Genomic DNA, 14,157 nt, shown 5'->3' with positions numbered 1-14,157 from the left:
CCCTTGCGCCTCCGTCGGTGGGGGCGGCGGCCCGGCCCCCGAACCTCAAATGTTGCTCTGAAGGCGGGCCGTGCGGGGTTCGGGGGCGAACGGCTGGGCCATACCCCCCTCACGTTCGAGGAACGGGCCGGGTGGAGGAGGGGACGATGGAGCGACTGGGGACGGGCATAGGGTGGCGACCGGAGATCGCGGACGCCGTGGAGCGGATGCCGGGGATCGACTGGGTCGAGACGGTGGCCGAGAACGTCTGCCCCGGGCACCTGCCCGACTCCCTGCGGCGGCTGCGCGAGCGCGGCGTCACCGTGGTGCCGCACGGTGTCTCGCTCGGCCTCGGCGGCGCGGACCGGCCCGACGCCGGACGCCTGACCGCACTGGCCGAGCGCGCCGAGGCGCTGGGCTCCCCGCTGGTCACCGAGCACATCGCGTTCGTACGGGCGGGCGGGTCGCTGACCGCCTCCCCGCACCTGGAGGCGGGCCATCTGCTGCCCGTGCCCCGGACCCGGGACGCTCTGGACGTCCTGTGCGAGAACGTCCGCATCGCTCAGGACGCCCTTCCGGTGCCACTGGCCGTCGAGAACATCGCGGCGCTGGTCTGCTGGCCGGGCGAGGAGATGACGGAGGGCCAGTTCCTGTACGACCTCGCCGACCGCACGGGCGTCCGCCTCCTCATCGACGTGGCCAACCTGCACACCAACCACGTCAACCGCGGTGAGGACCCGTCCAAGGCCCTCGCCGAGCTGCCCCTGGAGGCCATCGCCTACGTCCATGTCGCCGGCGGCTTCGAACGCGACGGCGTCTGGCACGACAGCCACGCCCACCCCGTCCCCCGGCCGGTCCTCGACATCCTGACGGACCTCGCCTCCCGCGTCAGTCCCCCCGGCGTCCTCCTGGAACGGGACGAGAACTTCCCGGAACCGGCGGAGCTGGAGGCCGAGTTGACCACGATCCGCCGTGCGCTGGAGGCAGGGGCCGTCGAACGCGTGAAGACAGAACTCCGGTCGGCCGCGCTCGCCGCCACGCGAGACAGGGAGACCGGAGCCGTCAGCGGCGAACCGCTCCTCGCGGCAGCCGCCGCAGGACGACGGGACACGGCCGCGGGCCGCGCCGGGGAGGTCGGCGCCGGATCGCGGGAAGCGGCCCGGGGCCACGGTGATGTGCTGCTCGTGGCGACCGGCGCCGGAGCGCGGCAAGCCGTCGCGGACGGGGGCCGCGTGGTGCGGCACGACCATGAGACCGGGGCGGCCGGGGCGACACGGGGCGTCTCCGGCCTGCCCCGTCCGGAAGGGGTCGGCGACGCCCGGCAGCGGCTCGGGCTGGCGCAGGCCGCGTTGCTGTCGGCGCTGGTCGCGGGCACGCCCGTACCCGAGGGGTTCGACCGGGTGCGGATCGGTGTCCAGGCGCGGGCGCTCGCCGCGAAGCGGGCGGACGTCGTGGCGAAGGTCGCTCCCGAGTTGCCGGTGATCCTCGGGGACGGGTACCGCACGGCATTCCTCGGCTACGCCCGGAGGCGCCCGATGACCGCCGGATACCGGCGCGACGCCCTCTCCTTCGCCGAGCACCTGCTGTCCGCCGGGCGCCTCGAAGACACGCGGGCACGGCGGGAGCTGCGGGAATGGTGGCTGGAGCGGTCGGGCCCGGCACCGCGCTCCCCGCGGCCCGGTCACCGCCTCGCCCGCGCCACGCGCAGGGTGCTGTCGCGGCGTTGACGGGCGAGGGGCCCGGCCCCTCGCCCCTCGTATCACTCCCGCCGGGCTTGCGGAGGAGATCCGCCGGTCCTCGCACCGGCCTTCTCCGGCACGGCATCGCCCGCCGGGGCGTCGCCGCGGCCGTAGTGGTGCGTGGTGAACATGTAGAGCAGACCGGTGCCCACTACGACCGCGCCGCAGAGCAGCACGATCCAGTTCTCCCACCACGGCTTCTCCGGGGTGCGCGCCCAGCAGATGTTGACGATGGCGAAGATGCCGTACGCCAGCGCCCCGATGTTCACCGCCAGGCCCCAGCGGCCCAGGGTGAACTCCCCCGCCGGACGCCAGCCCTTGAGCCGGGCGCGCAACGCGGCCAGGACCACCATCTGGAACGAGGCGTAGATGCCGAGGATCGCGAACGAGACGATGTTGGTGAGGGCGTCCTCGGAGGCCAGTGAGGCGAAGGCGATGAGCAGCGGCACCGCCGCGGAGACGAACAGCGCCCAGCTCGGCACCGCACGGGCGTGCACGAACCGCCGCAGCAGCCCATGCCCGACGATCATCTCGTCACGGGCGTAGGAGTAGATGAGCCGCCCGGCCGCGGCCTGGAGGCTGATCGTGCAGGACAGGAACGAGATCAGCACGACGGCCATGACCAGCCGGGCCCCGGTCTCGCCCATGGCGTCGTACAGCACGTCCACCACCGGGTCGGCCTGCTCCCCAGAGATGACCGCGTCGTAGTCGGTGACCGACAGCAGCAGCGACATGCAGGTGAACGTGGCCGCCGCGCCGCCGATGTAGATGGTGCGGCGCATCGCCTTGGGGATGACGCGGCCCGGGTGCTCGACCTCCTCGGCGGTGTCGCCGCACGCCTCGAAGCCGTAGTACTGGTAGAAGCCGATGATGGCAGCGGCGAGGAAGACCGGCAGGTAGGAGCCGTCTCCCTCGGTGCCGTAGGTGTCGAAGATGACGCCGATGTTGTGGTGGCGGTGGGTGGCCAGCAGGTAGATGCCGACGACGAGGGCGCCGATGAGCTCCCCCGCGAAGCCGATGATGGCGGCCGCCGACAGCGCCTTGGTGCCCAGGTAGTTGATGAGGATGGCGACGACGATGAGCACGGCGGTGCACAGCACGGTGGTGTGCACGGTCGGGTCGAAGCCGAAGAGGATGGCGATGTAGGGCCCGGCGCCGTAGGCGACCGAGGTGATGGTCACCAGCAGCGCCCACATGTACACCCAGCCGGTCATCCACGCCCAGCGCTTGCCCCACAGCCGTCGCGCCCACGGGTAGACACCGCCGGCGATGGGGTACTGCGCGACGACCTCGCCGAAGATCAGCGCGACCAGGAACTGGCCGCAGCCGGCGAGCACGAACGCCCAGATCATCGGCGGGCCGCCCTCGGCGAGCGCGGTGCCGAAGAGGGTGTAGGTGCTCACCACCGGGGAGAGGTAGGTGAAGCCGAGGGCGAAGTTGGCCCAGGGGCCCATGTCCTTGCGGAACTCGGAGCCGGGCTCCCCCGACGGGACGCCGGACGCGGCTGCGGCAGGTGGCGTTCCGGTCACGGCCGGGACCTCCGTCCGGCGGTGATCAGGTCAGCGGCCCGTTCGGCGGCGAGCAGCACGGTCACCATCGGGTTGATGGTGGGCATCGTCGGGAACACCGACGCGTCGACGATCCGCACGCCGTCGAAGCCCCGGAGTCTCAGCTCGGGGTCGCAGACGGCCAGGGCGTCGTCCGCGGCGCCCATGCGGCAGGTGCCGGCCGGGTGGTAGACGGTGTGGGCCACGCGGCGGCCGTACTCCGACAGGTCGGCGTCGGAGACGACGTCCGGGCCGGGCGCGACCTCGCGGACGAGCCAGTCCCGCAGCGGGTCGGTCGCGGCGACCTCGCGCGCCACCTTCAGACCGTCCACGATGGTGCGCTCGTCGTGGCCCTCGGGGTCGGTGAAGTACCGGAAGTCCAGGGCGGGGTGCTCGGCGGGGTTGTTGCTGCGCAGCCACATGCGGCCGGTGGAGCGGGCCCGCGGCACGTTCGGCGTCATGCAGACCCCGTACCGCGGTACGGGGTAGCCGAGTCGTTCGGTGTTGACGGTGAACGGCACCTGGTAGAAGTGGAACATCAGGTCGGGGCGCGGCTGGCTCTTGTCGCGGCGCAGGAACAGGCCGGCGTCGGAGTCCATCGCGGAGTTGGGCGGCAGCGGTCCCGCGGTCTCCCAGACGATCACGGACTCGGGGTGGTCCAGGAGGTTCTCCCCGACACCGGGCAGGTCGGCCCGCACCTTGATGCCCAGGGCGCGCAGGTCGTCGGCCGGTCCGATGCCGGAGAGCATCAGCAGGCGCGGGGTGTCGATGGCGCCCGCGCACAGCAGGAGTTCGCGCTCGGCGCGCACGGTTGCGGGTTCGCCGTCGGCGCCCCGGACCGCGACCCGGGTCAGCCGGTCCGACGCGTCGGGGATGAGCCGGTGGGCCCAGGTCTCCAGCTTCAGCGTGAGGTTGGGCCGGCCCAGCACCGGGTGGAGGTACGCGACGGACGCGGAGGAGCGCAGGTTGCCCTCCGGCTGGTAGGCCAGCGAGAAGAAGCCGGTGCCGTCGGCGAAGGGCTCGGCGTTGAAGTCGTCGACGACGGGGACGCCGAGGGCACGGGAGGCCGCGGTGACGAAGTCCTCGGCGATGGGATTGCGGTCGGCCTCGGCCACCGGGACGATCTGCGTGAGCAGCCGGTCGCGGTAGGGCAGGATCGTCTCCGGGTCCCAGCCGGAGCAGCCGTGGCTCACCCAGTCGTCCAGGTCCTGGGGCAGCGGCAGGAAGCTGATCAGGGTGTTGTGCGAGGAGCAGCCGCCGAGCACGCGGGCCCGGGAGTGCAGGATGTGCGAGTTGCCGCGCGGCTGCTCGACGGTGGTGTAGCCGTAGTCGAACTCCGAGCCGAGCAGGTTGATCCAGTTGCGCAGACGCAGGATGCGCTCGTCGCCGACATCAGTGGGACCGCCCTCGATGACGCAGACGCGGCAGTCGGGGTCCTCGCTCAGCCGGGCGGCGAGCACGCAGCCGGCGGTGCCGCCGCCGACGATGACGTAGTCGTAGGCGGACTCGTCGCCGTGCGCGGGAGTGGTGGCCATGCGGTGCCTTTCTTCAGCGGCCGGTGCCCACGGGCGGACGGCCCTTCTCGGGTGGCCGGTGCGCCGCGGGCCGACAGCCCTTCCTCGATGGCCGGTGCGCCGCGGCGGACGGTCTTCTTCGGTCTCGTCGTGGATCGGGCCGGCCGTGGGGGTGTTGCCGGTGGGGCGCTGGTCAGCCCTTGAACCAGCCGGAGGGGGCGGGGGCGAGGTTCTGGTAGATGTGCTTGGCCTCCTGGTACTCGCGCAGTCCCGTGGGGCCGAGTTCGCGGCCGACGCCGGAGCGGCCGAAGCCGCCCCACTCGGCCTGCGGTACGTAAGGGTGGAAGTCGTTGATCCACACGGTTCCGTGCCGCAGCCGCTGGGCGACGCGCTGGGCGCGGCTCGCATCCGAGGTCCACACCCCGCCGGCCAGGCCGTAGCGGGTGTCGTTGGCCAGTTCCACCGCCTCGTCCTCGCCGCGGAAACGCTCGACGGTGACCACCGGGCCGAAGACCTCCTCCTGCACGATGCGCATCGACCGGTCGCAGTCGGCGAAGATCGTCGGCAGCAGGAAGAACCCGCGGCTGAGGGCCGGGTCGTCGGGGCGGGTGCCGCCGGTGACGAGCCGGGCGCCCTCCTCCTTGGCGACGGCGATGTAGCCCTCGACCTTCTCGCGGTGTTCGGCGGAACTGAGCGGGCCGCTCTCGGTGCCCTCCTCCAGGCCGTTGCCGAGCCGGATCGCCCGGGCGCGCTCGGCGTAGGCCTCGACGAACCGGTCGTGCAGCGCGTCCTCGACGAGCAGGCGCGAACCGGCCGAGCAGACCTGCCCGGAGTGCAGGAAGGCGGCGTCGAGGGCGTAGTCGACGGCGGCCTCGAAGTCGGCGTCGGCGAAGACGATGTTGGGGTTCTTGCCGCCCAGTTCCAGGGCGATGTTCCGCGGCCCCTCGGCGGCGCTGGCCATGATGGCCCGGCCGGTGTGCAGGCCGCCGGTGAAGGAGACCAGATCGACGTCGGGGTGGCTGGTCAGGGCCGCACCGACGGTCGCCCCGGAGCCCAGCACGAGGTTGGCGACGCCGGGCGGGGCTCCGGCCTCCTCGATGAGCCGGATCATGGCGATCGTGGTGAGGGGTGTGGTCTCGCTGGGCTTCAGGACGAAGGTGTTGCCGGCGGCCAGGGCCGGGGCGACTTTCCAGGAGGCCTGCAGCAGCGGGTAGTTCCAGGGTGCGATGAGCGCGCACACGCCGACCGGCTGGTAGACGACGCGGCTGAGGACGTCAGGACCGACGTCGACGACCCGGCCGCCGTCCTTGCCCGCGAGTTCGGCGAAGTAGCGGAAGGCGTTCGCCACGTCCTCCACGTCGATGCGGGCCTCGGTGAGCGTCTTGCCGGTGTCGAGGGTCTCGGTGCGGGCGATGTCCTCCCGGTCGCGCAGCAGCAGGTCGTGGACGCGCAGCAGGAGGTCGGCCCGGCGGCGGGAGGGGGCGTTCGCCCAGTCCTCCTCGGCGAAGGCGCGCCGGGCGGCGCGCACGGCGCGGTCGACGTCGGTGGCGTCGGCCTCGTCGACGGTGGTGACGACCGAGGCGTCGTAGGGGTTGACCACCTCACGCCGGCCACCGGCCGACGCCTGCGTCCACTCGCCGTCGATGTACAGCTCACCCACCGCGGGGCCTCCTTCGCGTCCGGCCGGAGCCGATCGGCTCGACGCTCAGCAACATGGCCCATCGGGCGGGCGGCAGCCACGGGGCACACCGCCGCGACGGCGTCCGGGCGGCCCAGAGGACCCGGGTGGGCTAGTCGCCCGGCTCCGGGTCTGTGCGCCCGAGTGTGCGGGGCCGACACCTGGATCCCACGCACGGAAGACGCCCGTACATTTCACACCTGTTCACCCAGGTATGCGAATTTCTGCCTCTCCCCATTCGTCCCTGACCACCCCCGAACTGTCCGCACTACCGCCGCGAGTTCGCCGCCCGCCCACAGCCCGCCACCGAGCCGAAGCGGAACGTCACAGACCGACAACACTCCGTCCGGATCGTGAACAAGGCATGGTGTTTTCGGGACCGTGTCACATACAAACAACATATGCTCTGGGTTCTTTTCCTGCTGGCGGCCTGGGCCGTGGCCGGCACGGCGTGCACGCGTCTGTGCCTGGCCGCCGTACGCGCCGCGGCCGTGGACGCGAACACCGGCGCGGGTCGTGAACTCACGCTGTACGAGGCCGCGTTCCTCTCCGGCGGCCCCCGCCGGGTCGCCGACGTCACGCTGGTCGCGATGGCCCGTCAGCGTCGGCTGCTGCTGGCGCACACCGGCTGGGCGACGGTCGTCGACCCGCGCGGGCGGGACGATATGGAGCGGTCGGTGATAGGGGCCATCGGTCCCGAGGGGCAGTCCCGGATCGCGCCGGTGCGGTCCACGGCCGCCTCGGCCGACGCGGTACGCGGGATCGCCGAGGGGCTGGTGCGCGCGGGGCTCGCGGTGCCGGACAGTGCCCGTACGACGGTCTCGACGGCCGTGCGGCAGGTCCGCGTGGCCGCCGTCGCCGTCCTCGGGCTGGGCGTGGCCGCGCTGCTGACGCCCGCTCCGCCGGACATGCCGCGGCACCTGGTCGCCCTGTGGTTCGCGCTGCCGCTCGCCCTGACCCTGAGCTGCCTGGCCGTCGCGCGGGTCGAGATCCACCCCTACTCGCGCTGGGCCTCCCCGGCCGGGCGGCAGTTGCTCGGCACCCTGACCCGGACGGCGGACGGCACAGCCGACGACCGTACGTACCTCACCTCGGTGGCCGTGCGCGGCGTCAGCGCGATCGGCGAACCGGACCTGCGCGCCGCGTTCGCGCACCGCGGGTCGCACGACTGACCGACCGGGGCGCACACGGGGCACGCAGCCCGACACCGGCGGACGGTGCTTGCCTTCGCCTCGCGCCGAACGAAACATCCCTTTCGTCGCCACAGTGCACCGAAGGGATACGCATGAGAGCCGCCCTCCTCTACTCGGCCGCCGGGTCCTTGCTGCTGAGCACCCTCGTCGCGGCCCCGGACACCGAGGACCCGACGGGGGCGGCGGAGCGGCGCGGCGCCGCCGTGGCCGCCGCGCGGGCGAAGGCGGCCGGTGTCGACTTCGGCCCCTGCCCCGACGCGCAGGACCTGCCCGGCAGCATGCGATGCGCAACGGTGCGCGTCCCGCTGGACTACGCCCGCCCGGACGGCGAGCAGATCGAACTCTCCGTCAGCAGGGCCCGGGCCACGCGGAAGGACCCGCACCACGGCGGGCAGACGGTCGCACGGCAGGGCGCCCTGCTCTTCAACCCGGGCGGACCGGGCGCCACCGGCCTGTACTTCCCGCTCATCGGCCTGCTCCCCGAATGGAAGCGGATCGCGGCCGCGTACGACCTCGTCGGCTACGCCCCGCGCGGGGTCGGCCGTTCGGCGCCGCTGTCGTGCATGGACCCGAAGCAGTTCTTCGAGGGGCCCTCGCAGGCACCGGCCCACCCCTCGGAGTCGTACAAGAAGGAACGCATCGCGCGGGCGAAGGCGTATGCGCGCGGCTGCGCCGAGCGCGTGGGCGGCGCCCTGCGGCACTACCACTCCCTCAACAACGCCCGCGACCTCGACGTGCTGCGCGCCGCGCTCGGCGAGGAGCGGCTGACCTTCATGGGCTCGTCGTACGGAACGTACTTCGGTGCCCTGTACGCGACGATGTTCCCCGGGCACGTGCGGCGGATGGTGTTCGACTCGGTGGTCCACCCCGGCCTCCACCGGATCTGGTACCGCAACAACCTCGCCCAGTCGGCGGCGTTCGAGCGCCGCTGGGCGGACTTCCGGACCTGGGTCGCCCGGCACCACGACGTGTACGGGCTGGGCGCGACCGCGCGGGAGGTGCTGCGCAGCTACCAGCGGGCGAGCGCGCGGCTGGCCGCCGAGCCGGCGGGCGGGAAGGTCGGACCGGGCGAGTTGCAGGGGGCGTTCCTGCAGGCCGGGTACTACGACGACCAGTGGCCGCACCGGGCACACGCGCTGTCGGCGTACCTCAAGGGCGACCCCAAGCCCCTGATCGAGCAGGCGGAGCAGCATCCGCAGGCGGCGGCCGAGGCGGAGAACGCACGCGCGGTGTACCTGGCCGTCGAGTGCAACGACGCCCCCTGGCCCACGGACTGGACGGTGTGGGACCGGGACAACACCCGGCTCGCGCGGCTGGCGCCCTTCGAGACCTGGGACAACGTGTGGACGAACCTGCCGTGCGCCTACTGGCGGGCGCCCCGGCAGCGGCCGCTCGACGTCGGCGCCGGGCCGGGCGAGCTGCCGCCGACGCTGATCCTGGCCGCCGAGCGGGACGCCGCCACCCCGTACGACGGCGCCCTCGACCTCCGCGACCGTCTCGCGGGCTCGGTCCTGGTGACGGAGCGGGACGCCGGCGCCCACGGGCTGGCGGGCGGCCCGAACGCCTGTGTCAACGGCCACGTGGAGGCGTACCTGCTGGAGGGGCGGCTGCCGGGACGGAGCGCGGAGTGCGCCCCGCACGCCGAGCCGAAACCGGCGGCCCCGGACAAGGCCGGGGCCGCGGCTCGCAGAAGCGTCCGCTGAATCAGGCCAGCGAGGCGACCAGCTCGGCGATGTCCTTGCGGCGGCCCGTGTAGAACGGCACCTCCTCGCGGACGTGCCGGCGGGCCTCCGAGGCGCGCAGGTGCCGCATGAGGTCGACGATGCGGTACAGCTCGTCGGCCTCGAAGGCGAGGATCCACTCGTAGTCGCCGAGGGAGAACGAGGCGACGGTGTTGGCGCGCACGTCCGGGTAGCCGCGAGCCATCTTGCCGTGGTCGGCCAGCATGCGGCGGCGGTCCTCGTCGGGCAGCAGGTACCAGTCGTAGGACCGCACGAAGGGGTAGACGCTCACGTAGTCGCGGGGCGTCTCGTCGGCGAGGAACGCCGGGATGTGCGCGCGGTTGAACTCGGCGGGGCGGTGCAGCGCCATGTTCGACCAGACGGGCTCCAGGGCGCGGCCCAGCTTCGTCCGGCGGAAGAGGTTGTACGCCTCCTGCAGCGCGTCGCTGGTCTCCGCGTGCCACCAGATCATGAGATCGGCGTCGGCGCGCAGGCCCGAGACGTCGTAGGTGCCGCGGATCGTCACGTCCTTGGCGGCGAGCTGGTCGAACAGCTCCTGGACCTCGTCGGCGTACCCGGCGCGGTCCTCGGGGAGGACGTCCTTCAGCTTGAAGACGGACCAGAGCGTGTAGCGGATGACCTCGTTGAGGTCCTTGGCCAGCTTGCCCTTGTTCGGGATGCGGTCGGGCCCGGCGCTGGAGGCCGTGGTGGAGGCGTCGTCACTCATGCCTCTCATTCTCCCGCTCCGCCGTGCAGGCTCTGCACCGGGTGGGCGGTGAGCTCCTGCACAGCTACCGGGTCACCGTGGATCCGGTCGACGGCTGCGTACGCGCTCGCGATGCAGGCGGGGATGCCGACGCCGTCGTACGCGGCACCGCAGACGGCGAGGCCGGGGAGGCGGGCGATGTGCTCACGGATGCGGGCCACGCGCGCGTGGTGGCCGACGGGGTACTGGGGCAGGCCGTCGTCCCAGCGGGTGACGTGGGTGGCGACGGGTGTGGCGTCGAGGCCGGTCGCCGCCTTCAGGTCCTGCCGGGAGACGTCGGCCAGCTCGCTGTCGTCGCGCTTCAGGATCTCCGTCTCGCCGTACCGCCCGACGGAGGTGCGCAGGACGACCAGGTCGGGGTTCTCGTCGGCGATCCAGCCCCATTTCTGCGAGGCGAAGGTGGACGCCTTGATGGTGTGGCCGTCGACCGGCGGTACGAGGAAGCCGCTGCCGTCGGGCAGGGCCGTCCCGGCACGACGGTAGGCGAGGGTGACCAGGGCCATGGAGGCGTACTCGACGGCGTCGAGCTCGGCGGCGGCCCCGGGACTCTCGGCACGCAGCAGCCGGGCGGCCGCAGGAGCGGGCGCGGCGACGATCACGGCGTCCGCCCGCCACTCGCGCTCACCGGAGGCGACCTGCCATCCGCCCTCGGGCGTGCGGCGCAGCTCCGTGACCGGTGTCCGGGTGAGGATCTCAGCCCCGCGCGCCCAGACCGAGTCCGCCACCGCGAGGGGCAGGGTGCCGATGCCACCCCGGATGCCCATGAAGACCGGGCCGGTCTGCTGGGAGGCGGCCGCCTTGGCCTGCAGCTCGCGGACCCCTGCCGTCAGGGAGGTGTGGGCCCGGGCCACCTGGAAGAGCTGCGGAACGGCCGAGCGCATGGAGATGCGGTAAGCGTCCCCTGCGTACACCCCGCCCAGCATGGGCTCCAGCAGGCGGTCGACGACCTCCCGGCCGAGGCGCCGCGCCACGTACTCCCCGACCGCCACGTCGTCGCCGACCTCGGTACGGGGCAGCTCGGCGTCCTGCTCGATGCGGGCGAGGCCCTCCTCGGACAGCACGCCGGCCAGGGCGGACGCGGTGCCGGGCACGCCCATCACATGCCCCCTGGGAAAGGGGCGCAGGGCGCCGCGGGTCCACAGCGAGGCCGTCGCCGTGGCCGGGGGCTGGAGGCGGTCGGCGAGGCCCACCTCGCGGGCGAGGGCCACGGCCTCGGGACGGCGGGCCAGCATCGACTCGGCGCCGAGGTCCACACGCGCGCCCGCGACCTCTCCGGGCAGCAGCTTGCCGCCGATCCGGCCGGAGGCCTCCAGCACGGTCACCCTCGCCCCGCGGTCCAGCAGCCGGTGCGCGGCCGCCAGCCCCGCGATGCCCGCCCCGATGACGACGACCCGCCCTTGAACTTCGCGCATGCCTCCAGCTTCTCAGACCCCTCTGACAGCGCCGCCGCACCCCGTTGTCCTTCACGAGTCCCGACCGTGACCGCATCGGAACCGTCCCGGACCAAACGATCGGCGCTCCCCCGGCGTCGAAGAAGCGTCAGCAGAATCGACCCCCGGGGGATGCCCGCATGCGCACACGACGATCCCGACGATCCGTACGACACCCTGCCTCGGCCCTGGCCGCGCTCCTGCTGGCCGCCTCCCTCGCGCTCACCGGGTGCGGCGGCGCAGACGACAACGGCGGCAGCGGTTCCACCGCCGACCGCGGGGCCGCCGCCTCCCGGGCGGACGACAAGGCCGTCTCCGGGGAGGCCGCCCCCGGCGGCCCCGGAAGCGGCGCCAAGGCCACGGCGCCGCCGAAGCTCGCCGCGAGCCACATCATCCGCACGGCCTCCCTGACCGTGCGGGTCAAGGACGTCCCGAAGGCACTGGACCAGGCCCGCACCGGCGTGGAGAACGCGGGCGGCTACGTCGGCAACGAGACCACCACCCGGGACGCCGAGGGCCACGAGCGCACCCGGGTCGTGCTGCGCGTGCCCGTCGAGAAGTACGACGAGGTCCTCGCGGAACTGGAGGGCTCCGGCAAGCTCCTCGACCGCAGCGCGAAAGCCGAGGACGTCACCGACCAGGTCGTGGACGTGGAGAGCCGGATCAAGACGCAGCGCGCCAGCGTGGCCCGGATCCGCGAGCTGATGGACCAGGCCACCAAGCTCAGTGACGTGGTGACCCTGGAGGGTGAGCTGAGCACCCGCCAGGCCGACCTGGAGGCGCTGCTCGCCCGGCAGAAGTCCCTGAAGGACCGCACCAGCCTGGCCACCATCACCCTGTCGCTGTCCGAGACGCCGGTGAAGAAGGCGGCCGAGGACGACGATCCCGGGTTCGTGGACGCGCTCGCGGGCGGCTGGAGCGCCTTCGTGACGATGCTGCGCTGGCTCGCGGTGGCCTTCGGCGCGGTCCTGCCGTTCGCGGCGGTGGGGGCGCTGATCGTCCTGCTGTGGCTGCGCCTGGTACGCCCTCGCCTGCCGCGCCGCCCCGCGCCGGTGCCCGCGACGACCGCGCTCGGCCCGCTGCCGACGGCTCGGCCGGCGCCGGAGTCCACGCAGCCGCGACACCCGGGTGAGGGGGACTGAAATGCCCTGCTCCCGTAGCGTGTTCGCATGAACATGAGCCGTACACGGGAGCGACTGGTCGTCATCGGCGGTGACGCCGCGGGCATGTCCGCGGCGTCACAGGCGCGCCGTCTGAAGGGCCCCGACGAGCTGGAGATCGTGGCGTTCGAACGGGGCCACTTCACGTCGTACTCGGCGTGCGGCATCCCCTACTGGGTCGGCGGCGACGTCACCGACCGGGATCAGCTCATCGCCCGCACCCCGCGGGAGCACCGCGCCCGGGACATCGATCTGCGCCTGCGCACCGAGGTGACGGAGCTCGACCTCGACGGGCAGCGGGTACGCGCGCGTGACGTCGGCTCGGGCGAGGAGTCCTGGACGTCGTACGACAAGCTCGTGATCGCGACCGGCGCCCGGCCGATCCGGCCGGACATGCCCGGGGCGGACGCGGCCGGGGTGCACGGTGTGCAGACGCTGGACGACGGCCAGGCGCTCCTCGACACGCTGGAGGGCACGCGGGGCCGCCGCGCGGTGGTGGTCGGGGCCGGCTACATCGGCGTGGAGATGGCCGAGGCGCTCATCAAGCGCGGCTACGAGGTCACGGTCGTCAACCGCGGCAGCGAGCCCATGTCGACCCTCGACCCCGACATGGGCCGCCTGGTGCACGAGGCCATGGAGGGCCTGGGCATCACGATGGTGAACGACGCCGAGGTCACGAAGATCCTGACCGGCGACGACGGGGCCGTGCGGGCGGTGGTCACACAGGACCGCGAGTTCCCCGCGGACGTGGTCGTGCTCGGCATCGGCGTCAGCCCCGGGACCACCCTCGCCAAGGCCGCCGGCCTCCCCCTCGGCCCGCACGGCGGCCTCCTCACCGACCGCTCGATGCGGGTGCGCGGCCATGAGGACATCTGGGCCGGTGGCGACTGCGTCGAGGTCCTCGACCTCGTCTCCGGCCAGGAGCGGCACATCCCGCTCGGCACGCACGCCAACAAGCACGGCCAGGTCATCGGCACCAACGTCGGCGGCGGTTACGCGACCTTCCCGGGCGTGGTCGGCACGGCGGTCAGCAAGGTCTGCGACCTGGAGATCGCGCGCACGGGATTGCGCGAGAAGGACGCCCACCGCGTCGGGCTCCGCTTCGAGTCGGTCACCATCGAGTCGACCAGCCGCGCCGGCTACTACCCGAACGCCTCCCCCATGACGGTCAAGATGCTCGCCGAGCACCGCACGGGCCGCCTCCTCGGCGTCCAGATCGTCGGCCGGGAGGGCGCGGGCAAGCGGGTCGACATCGCGGCGGTCGCCCTCACCGCGGGCATGACGGCGGAACAGATGACGACCCTGGACCTCGGCTACGCCCCACCGTTCTCCCCGGTCTGGGACCCGGTCCTGGTGGCGGCCCGCAAGGCGGCGGCGAAGGTGCGCGGTTCTTCCCTGTGAGACGCGGCGGGCCCGTGCCCTCAGGGGCG

The 14,157-nt window shown here is 73.1% G+C and carries 10 protein-coding genes; 5 read left to right on the top strand and 5 right to left on the bottom strand.

The genetic code is table 11. The features are described 5' to 3' along the window. Positions 1-146: 146 nt before the first annotated feature. Positions 147-1,706 carry a DUF692 domain-containing protein gene (locus ACFY5B_RS07585; RefSeq protein ID WP_389965911.1) on the top strand — a complete coding sequence of 520 codons (1,560 nt, stop codon included), beginning with the start codon at positions 147-149 and terminating at the stop codon, positions 1,704-1,706. Between the two features lie 32 nt (positions 1,707-1,738). Here the strand turns inward: ACFY5B_RS07585 and ACFY5B_RS07580 are convergent, their stop codons facing one another. The 3 genes from ACFY5B_RS07580 to ACFY5B_RS07570 form a co-directional block, all read right to left on the bottom strand. Further along, the gene (locus ACFY5B_RS07580; RefSeq protein WP_389965908.1) at positions 1,739-3,247 is read right to left on the bottom strand and encodes an APC family permease; all 1,509 of its coding nucleotides are present in this window, start codon (positions 3,245-3,247) and stop codon (positions 1,739-1,741) included. After that, positions 3,244-4,800 (bottom strand): GMC family oxidoreductase, encoded by a 1,557-nt coding sequence (locus tag ACFY5B_RS07575; protein ID WP_389965905.1) that lies wholly within the window; start codon positions 4,798-4,800, stop codon positions 3,244-3,246. Before ACFY5B_RS07575 ends, ACFY5B_RS07580 begins: the two co-directional genes overlap by 4 nt. Before the next feature lie 172 nt (positions 4,801-4,972). Next, entirely contained in the window at positions 4,973-6,439 is a 1,467-nt protein-coding gene (locus ACFY5B_RS07570) for an aldehyde dehydrogenase family protein (protein ID WP_389965901.1), read from the bottom strand. A 419-nt stretch (positions 6,440-6,858) separates the two neighbouring features. Here ACFY5B_RS07570 and ACFY5B_RS07565 point away from each other — a divergent pair, with 419 nt between their 5' ends. Together ACFY5B_RS07565 and ACFY5B_RS07560 are read left to right on the top strand one after the other, a co-directional pair. After that, the gene (locus ACFY5B_RS07565; protein WP_389965898.1) at positions 6,859-7,629 is read left to right on the top strand and encodes a TIGR04222 domain-containing membrane protein; all 771 of its coding nucleotides are present in this window, start codon (positions 6,859-6,861) and stop codon (positions 7,627-7,629) included. Positions 7,630-7,742: 113 nt separating this feature from the next. Continuing rightward, positions 7,743-9,353 carry an alpha/beta hydrolase gene (locus tag ACFY5B_RS07560; RefSeq protein ID WP_389965896.1) on the top strand — a complete coding sequence of 537 codons (1,611 nt, stop codon included), beginning with the start codon at positions 7,743-7,745 and terminating at the stop codon, positions 9,351-9,353. A gap of 1 nt (position 9,354) precedes the next feature. Here the strand turns inward: ACFY5B_RS07560 and hemQ are convergent, their stop codons facing one another. Together hemQ and hemG are read right to left on the bottom strand one after the other, a co-directional pair. Continuing rightward, positions 9,355-10,098, bottom strand: coding sequence for a hydrogen peroxide-dependent heme synthase (hemQ, locus tag ACFY5B_RS07555; protein ID WP_389965893.1), 744 nt, complete (start codon positions 10,096-10,098; stop codon positions 9,355-9,357). 5 nt (positions 10,099-10,103) lie between these two features. After that, entirely contained in the window at positions 10,104-11,549 is a 1,446-nt protein-coding gene (gene hemG / locus ACFY5B_RS07550) for a protoporphyrinogen oxidase (RefSeq protein ID WP_389965890.1), read from the bottom strand. A 158-nt stretch (positions 11,550-11,707) separates the two neighbouring features. On the opposite strand from hemG, the gene ACFY5B_RS07545 reads away from it, so the two are divergent. Together ACFY5B_RS07545 and ACFY5B_RS07540 are read left to right on the top strand one after the other, a co-directional pair. Further along, on the top strand, positions 11,708-12,709 hold the full coding sequence (locus tag ACFY5B_RS07545) for a DUF4349 domain-containing protein (protein ID WP_389965887.1): 1,002 nt from the start codon (positions 11,708-11,710) through the stop codon (positions 12,707-12,709). A gap of 27 nt (positions 12,710-12,736) precedes the next feature. After that, entirely contained in the window at positions 12,737-14,128 is a 1,392-nt protein-coding gene (locus ACFY5B_RS07540; protein ID WP_389965884.1) for an FAD-dependent oxidoreductase, read from the top strand. The last annotated feature ends 29 nt before the right edge of the window (positions 14,129-14,157 follow it).

The sequence above is a fragment of the Streptomyces sp. NPDC013187 genome (genome assembly GCF_042899705.1).
Taxonomy (GTDB): Bacteria; Actinomycetota; Actinomycetes; order Streptomycetales; family Streptomycetaceae; genus Streptomyces; species Streptomyces hawaiiensis_A.
Note: the sequence above shows the minus strand (reverse complement) of the source record. Positions and strands in the feature narration are given on the sequence as shown.

What these genes read in the sequence shown, in the direction of transcription:
- ACFY5B_RS07565 (WP_389965898.1), top strand. Translation starts at nt 6,859, where the DNA reads ATGCTCTGGGTTCTTTTCCTGCTGGCGGCCTGGGCCGTGGCCGGCACG.
- ACFY5B_RS07560 (WP_389965896.1), top strand. Translation starts at nt 7,743, where the DNA reads ATGAGAGCCGCCCTCCTCTACTCGGCCGCCGGGTCCTTGCTGCTGAGC.
- ACFY5B_RS07585 (WP_389965911.1), top strand. Translation starts at nt 147, where the DNA reads ATGGAGCGACTGGGGACGGGCATAGGGTGGCGACCGGAGATCGCGGAC.
- hemQ (WP_389965893.1), bottom strand. Translation starts at nt 10,098, where the DNA reads ATGAGTGACGACGCCTCCACCACGGCCTCCAGCGCCGGGCCCGACCGC.
- ACFY5B_RS07540 (WP_389965884.1), top strand. Translation starts at nt 12,737, where the DNA reads ATGAACATGAGCCGTACACGGGAGCGACTGGTCGTCATCGGCGGTGAC.
- hemG (WP_389965890.1), bottom strand. Translation starts at nt 11,549, where the DNA reads ATGCGCGAAGTTCAAGGGCGGGTCGTCGTCATCGGGGCGGGCATCGCG.
- ACFY5B_RS07575 (WP_389965905.1), bottom strand. Translation starts at nt 4,800, where the DNA reads ATGGCCACCACTCCCGCGCACGGCGACGAGTCCGCCTACGACTACGTC.
- ACFY5B_RS07545 (WP_389965887.1), top strand. Translation starts at nt 11,708, where the DNA reads ATGCGCACACGACGATCCCGACGATCCGTACGACACCCTGCCTCGGCC.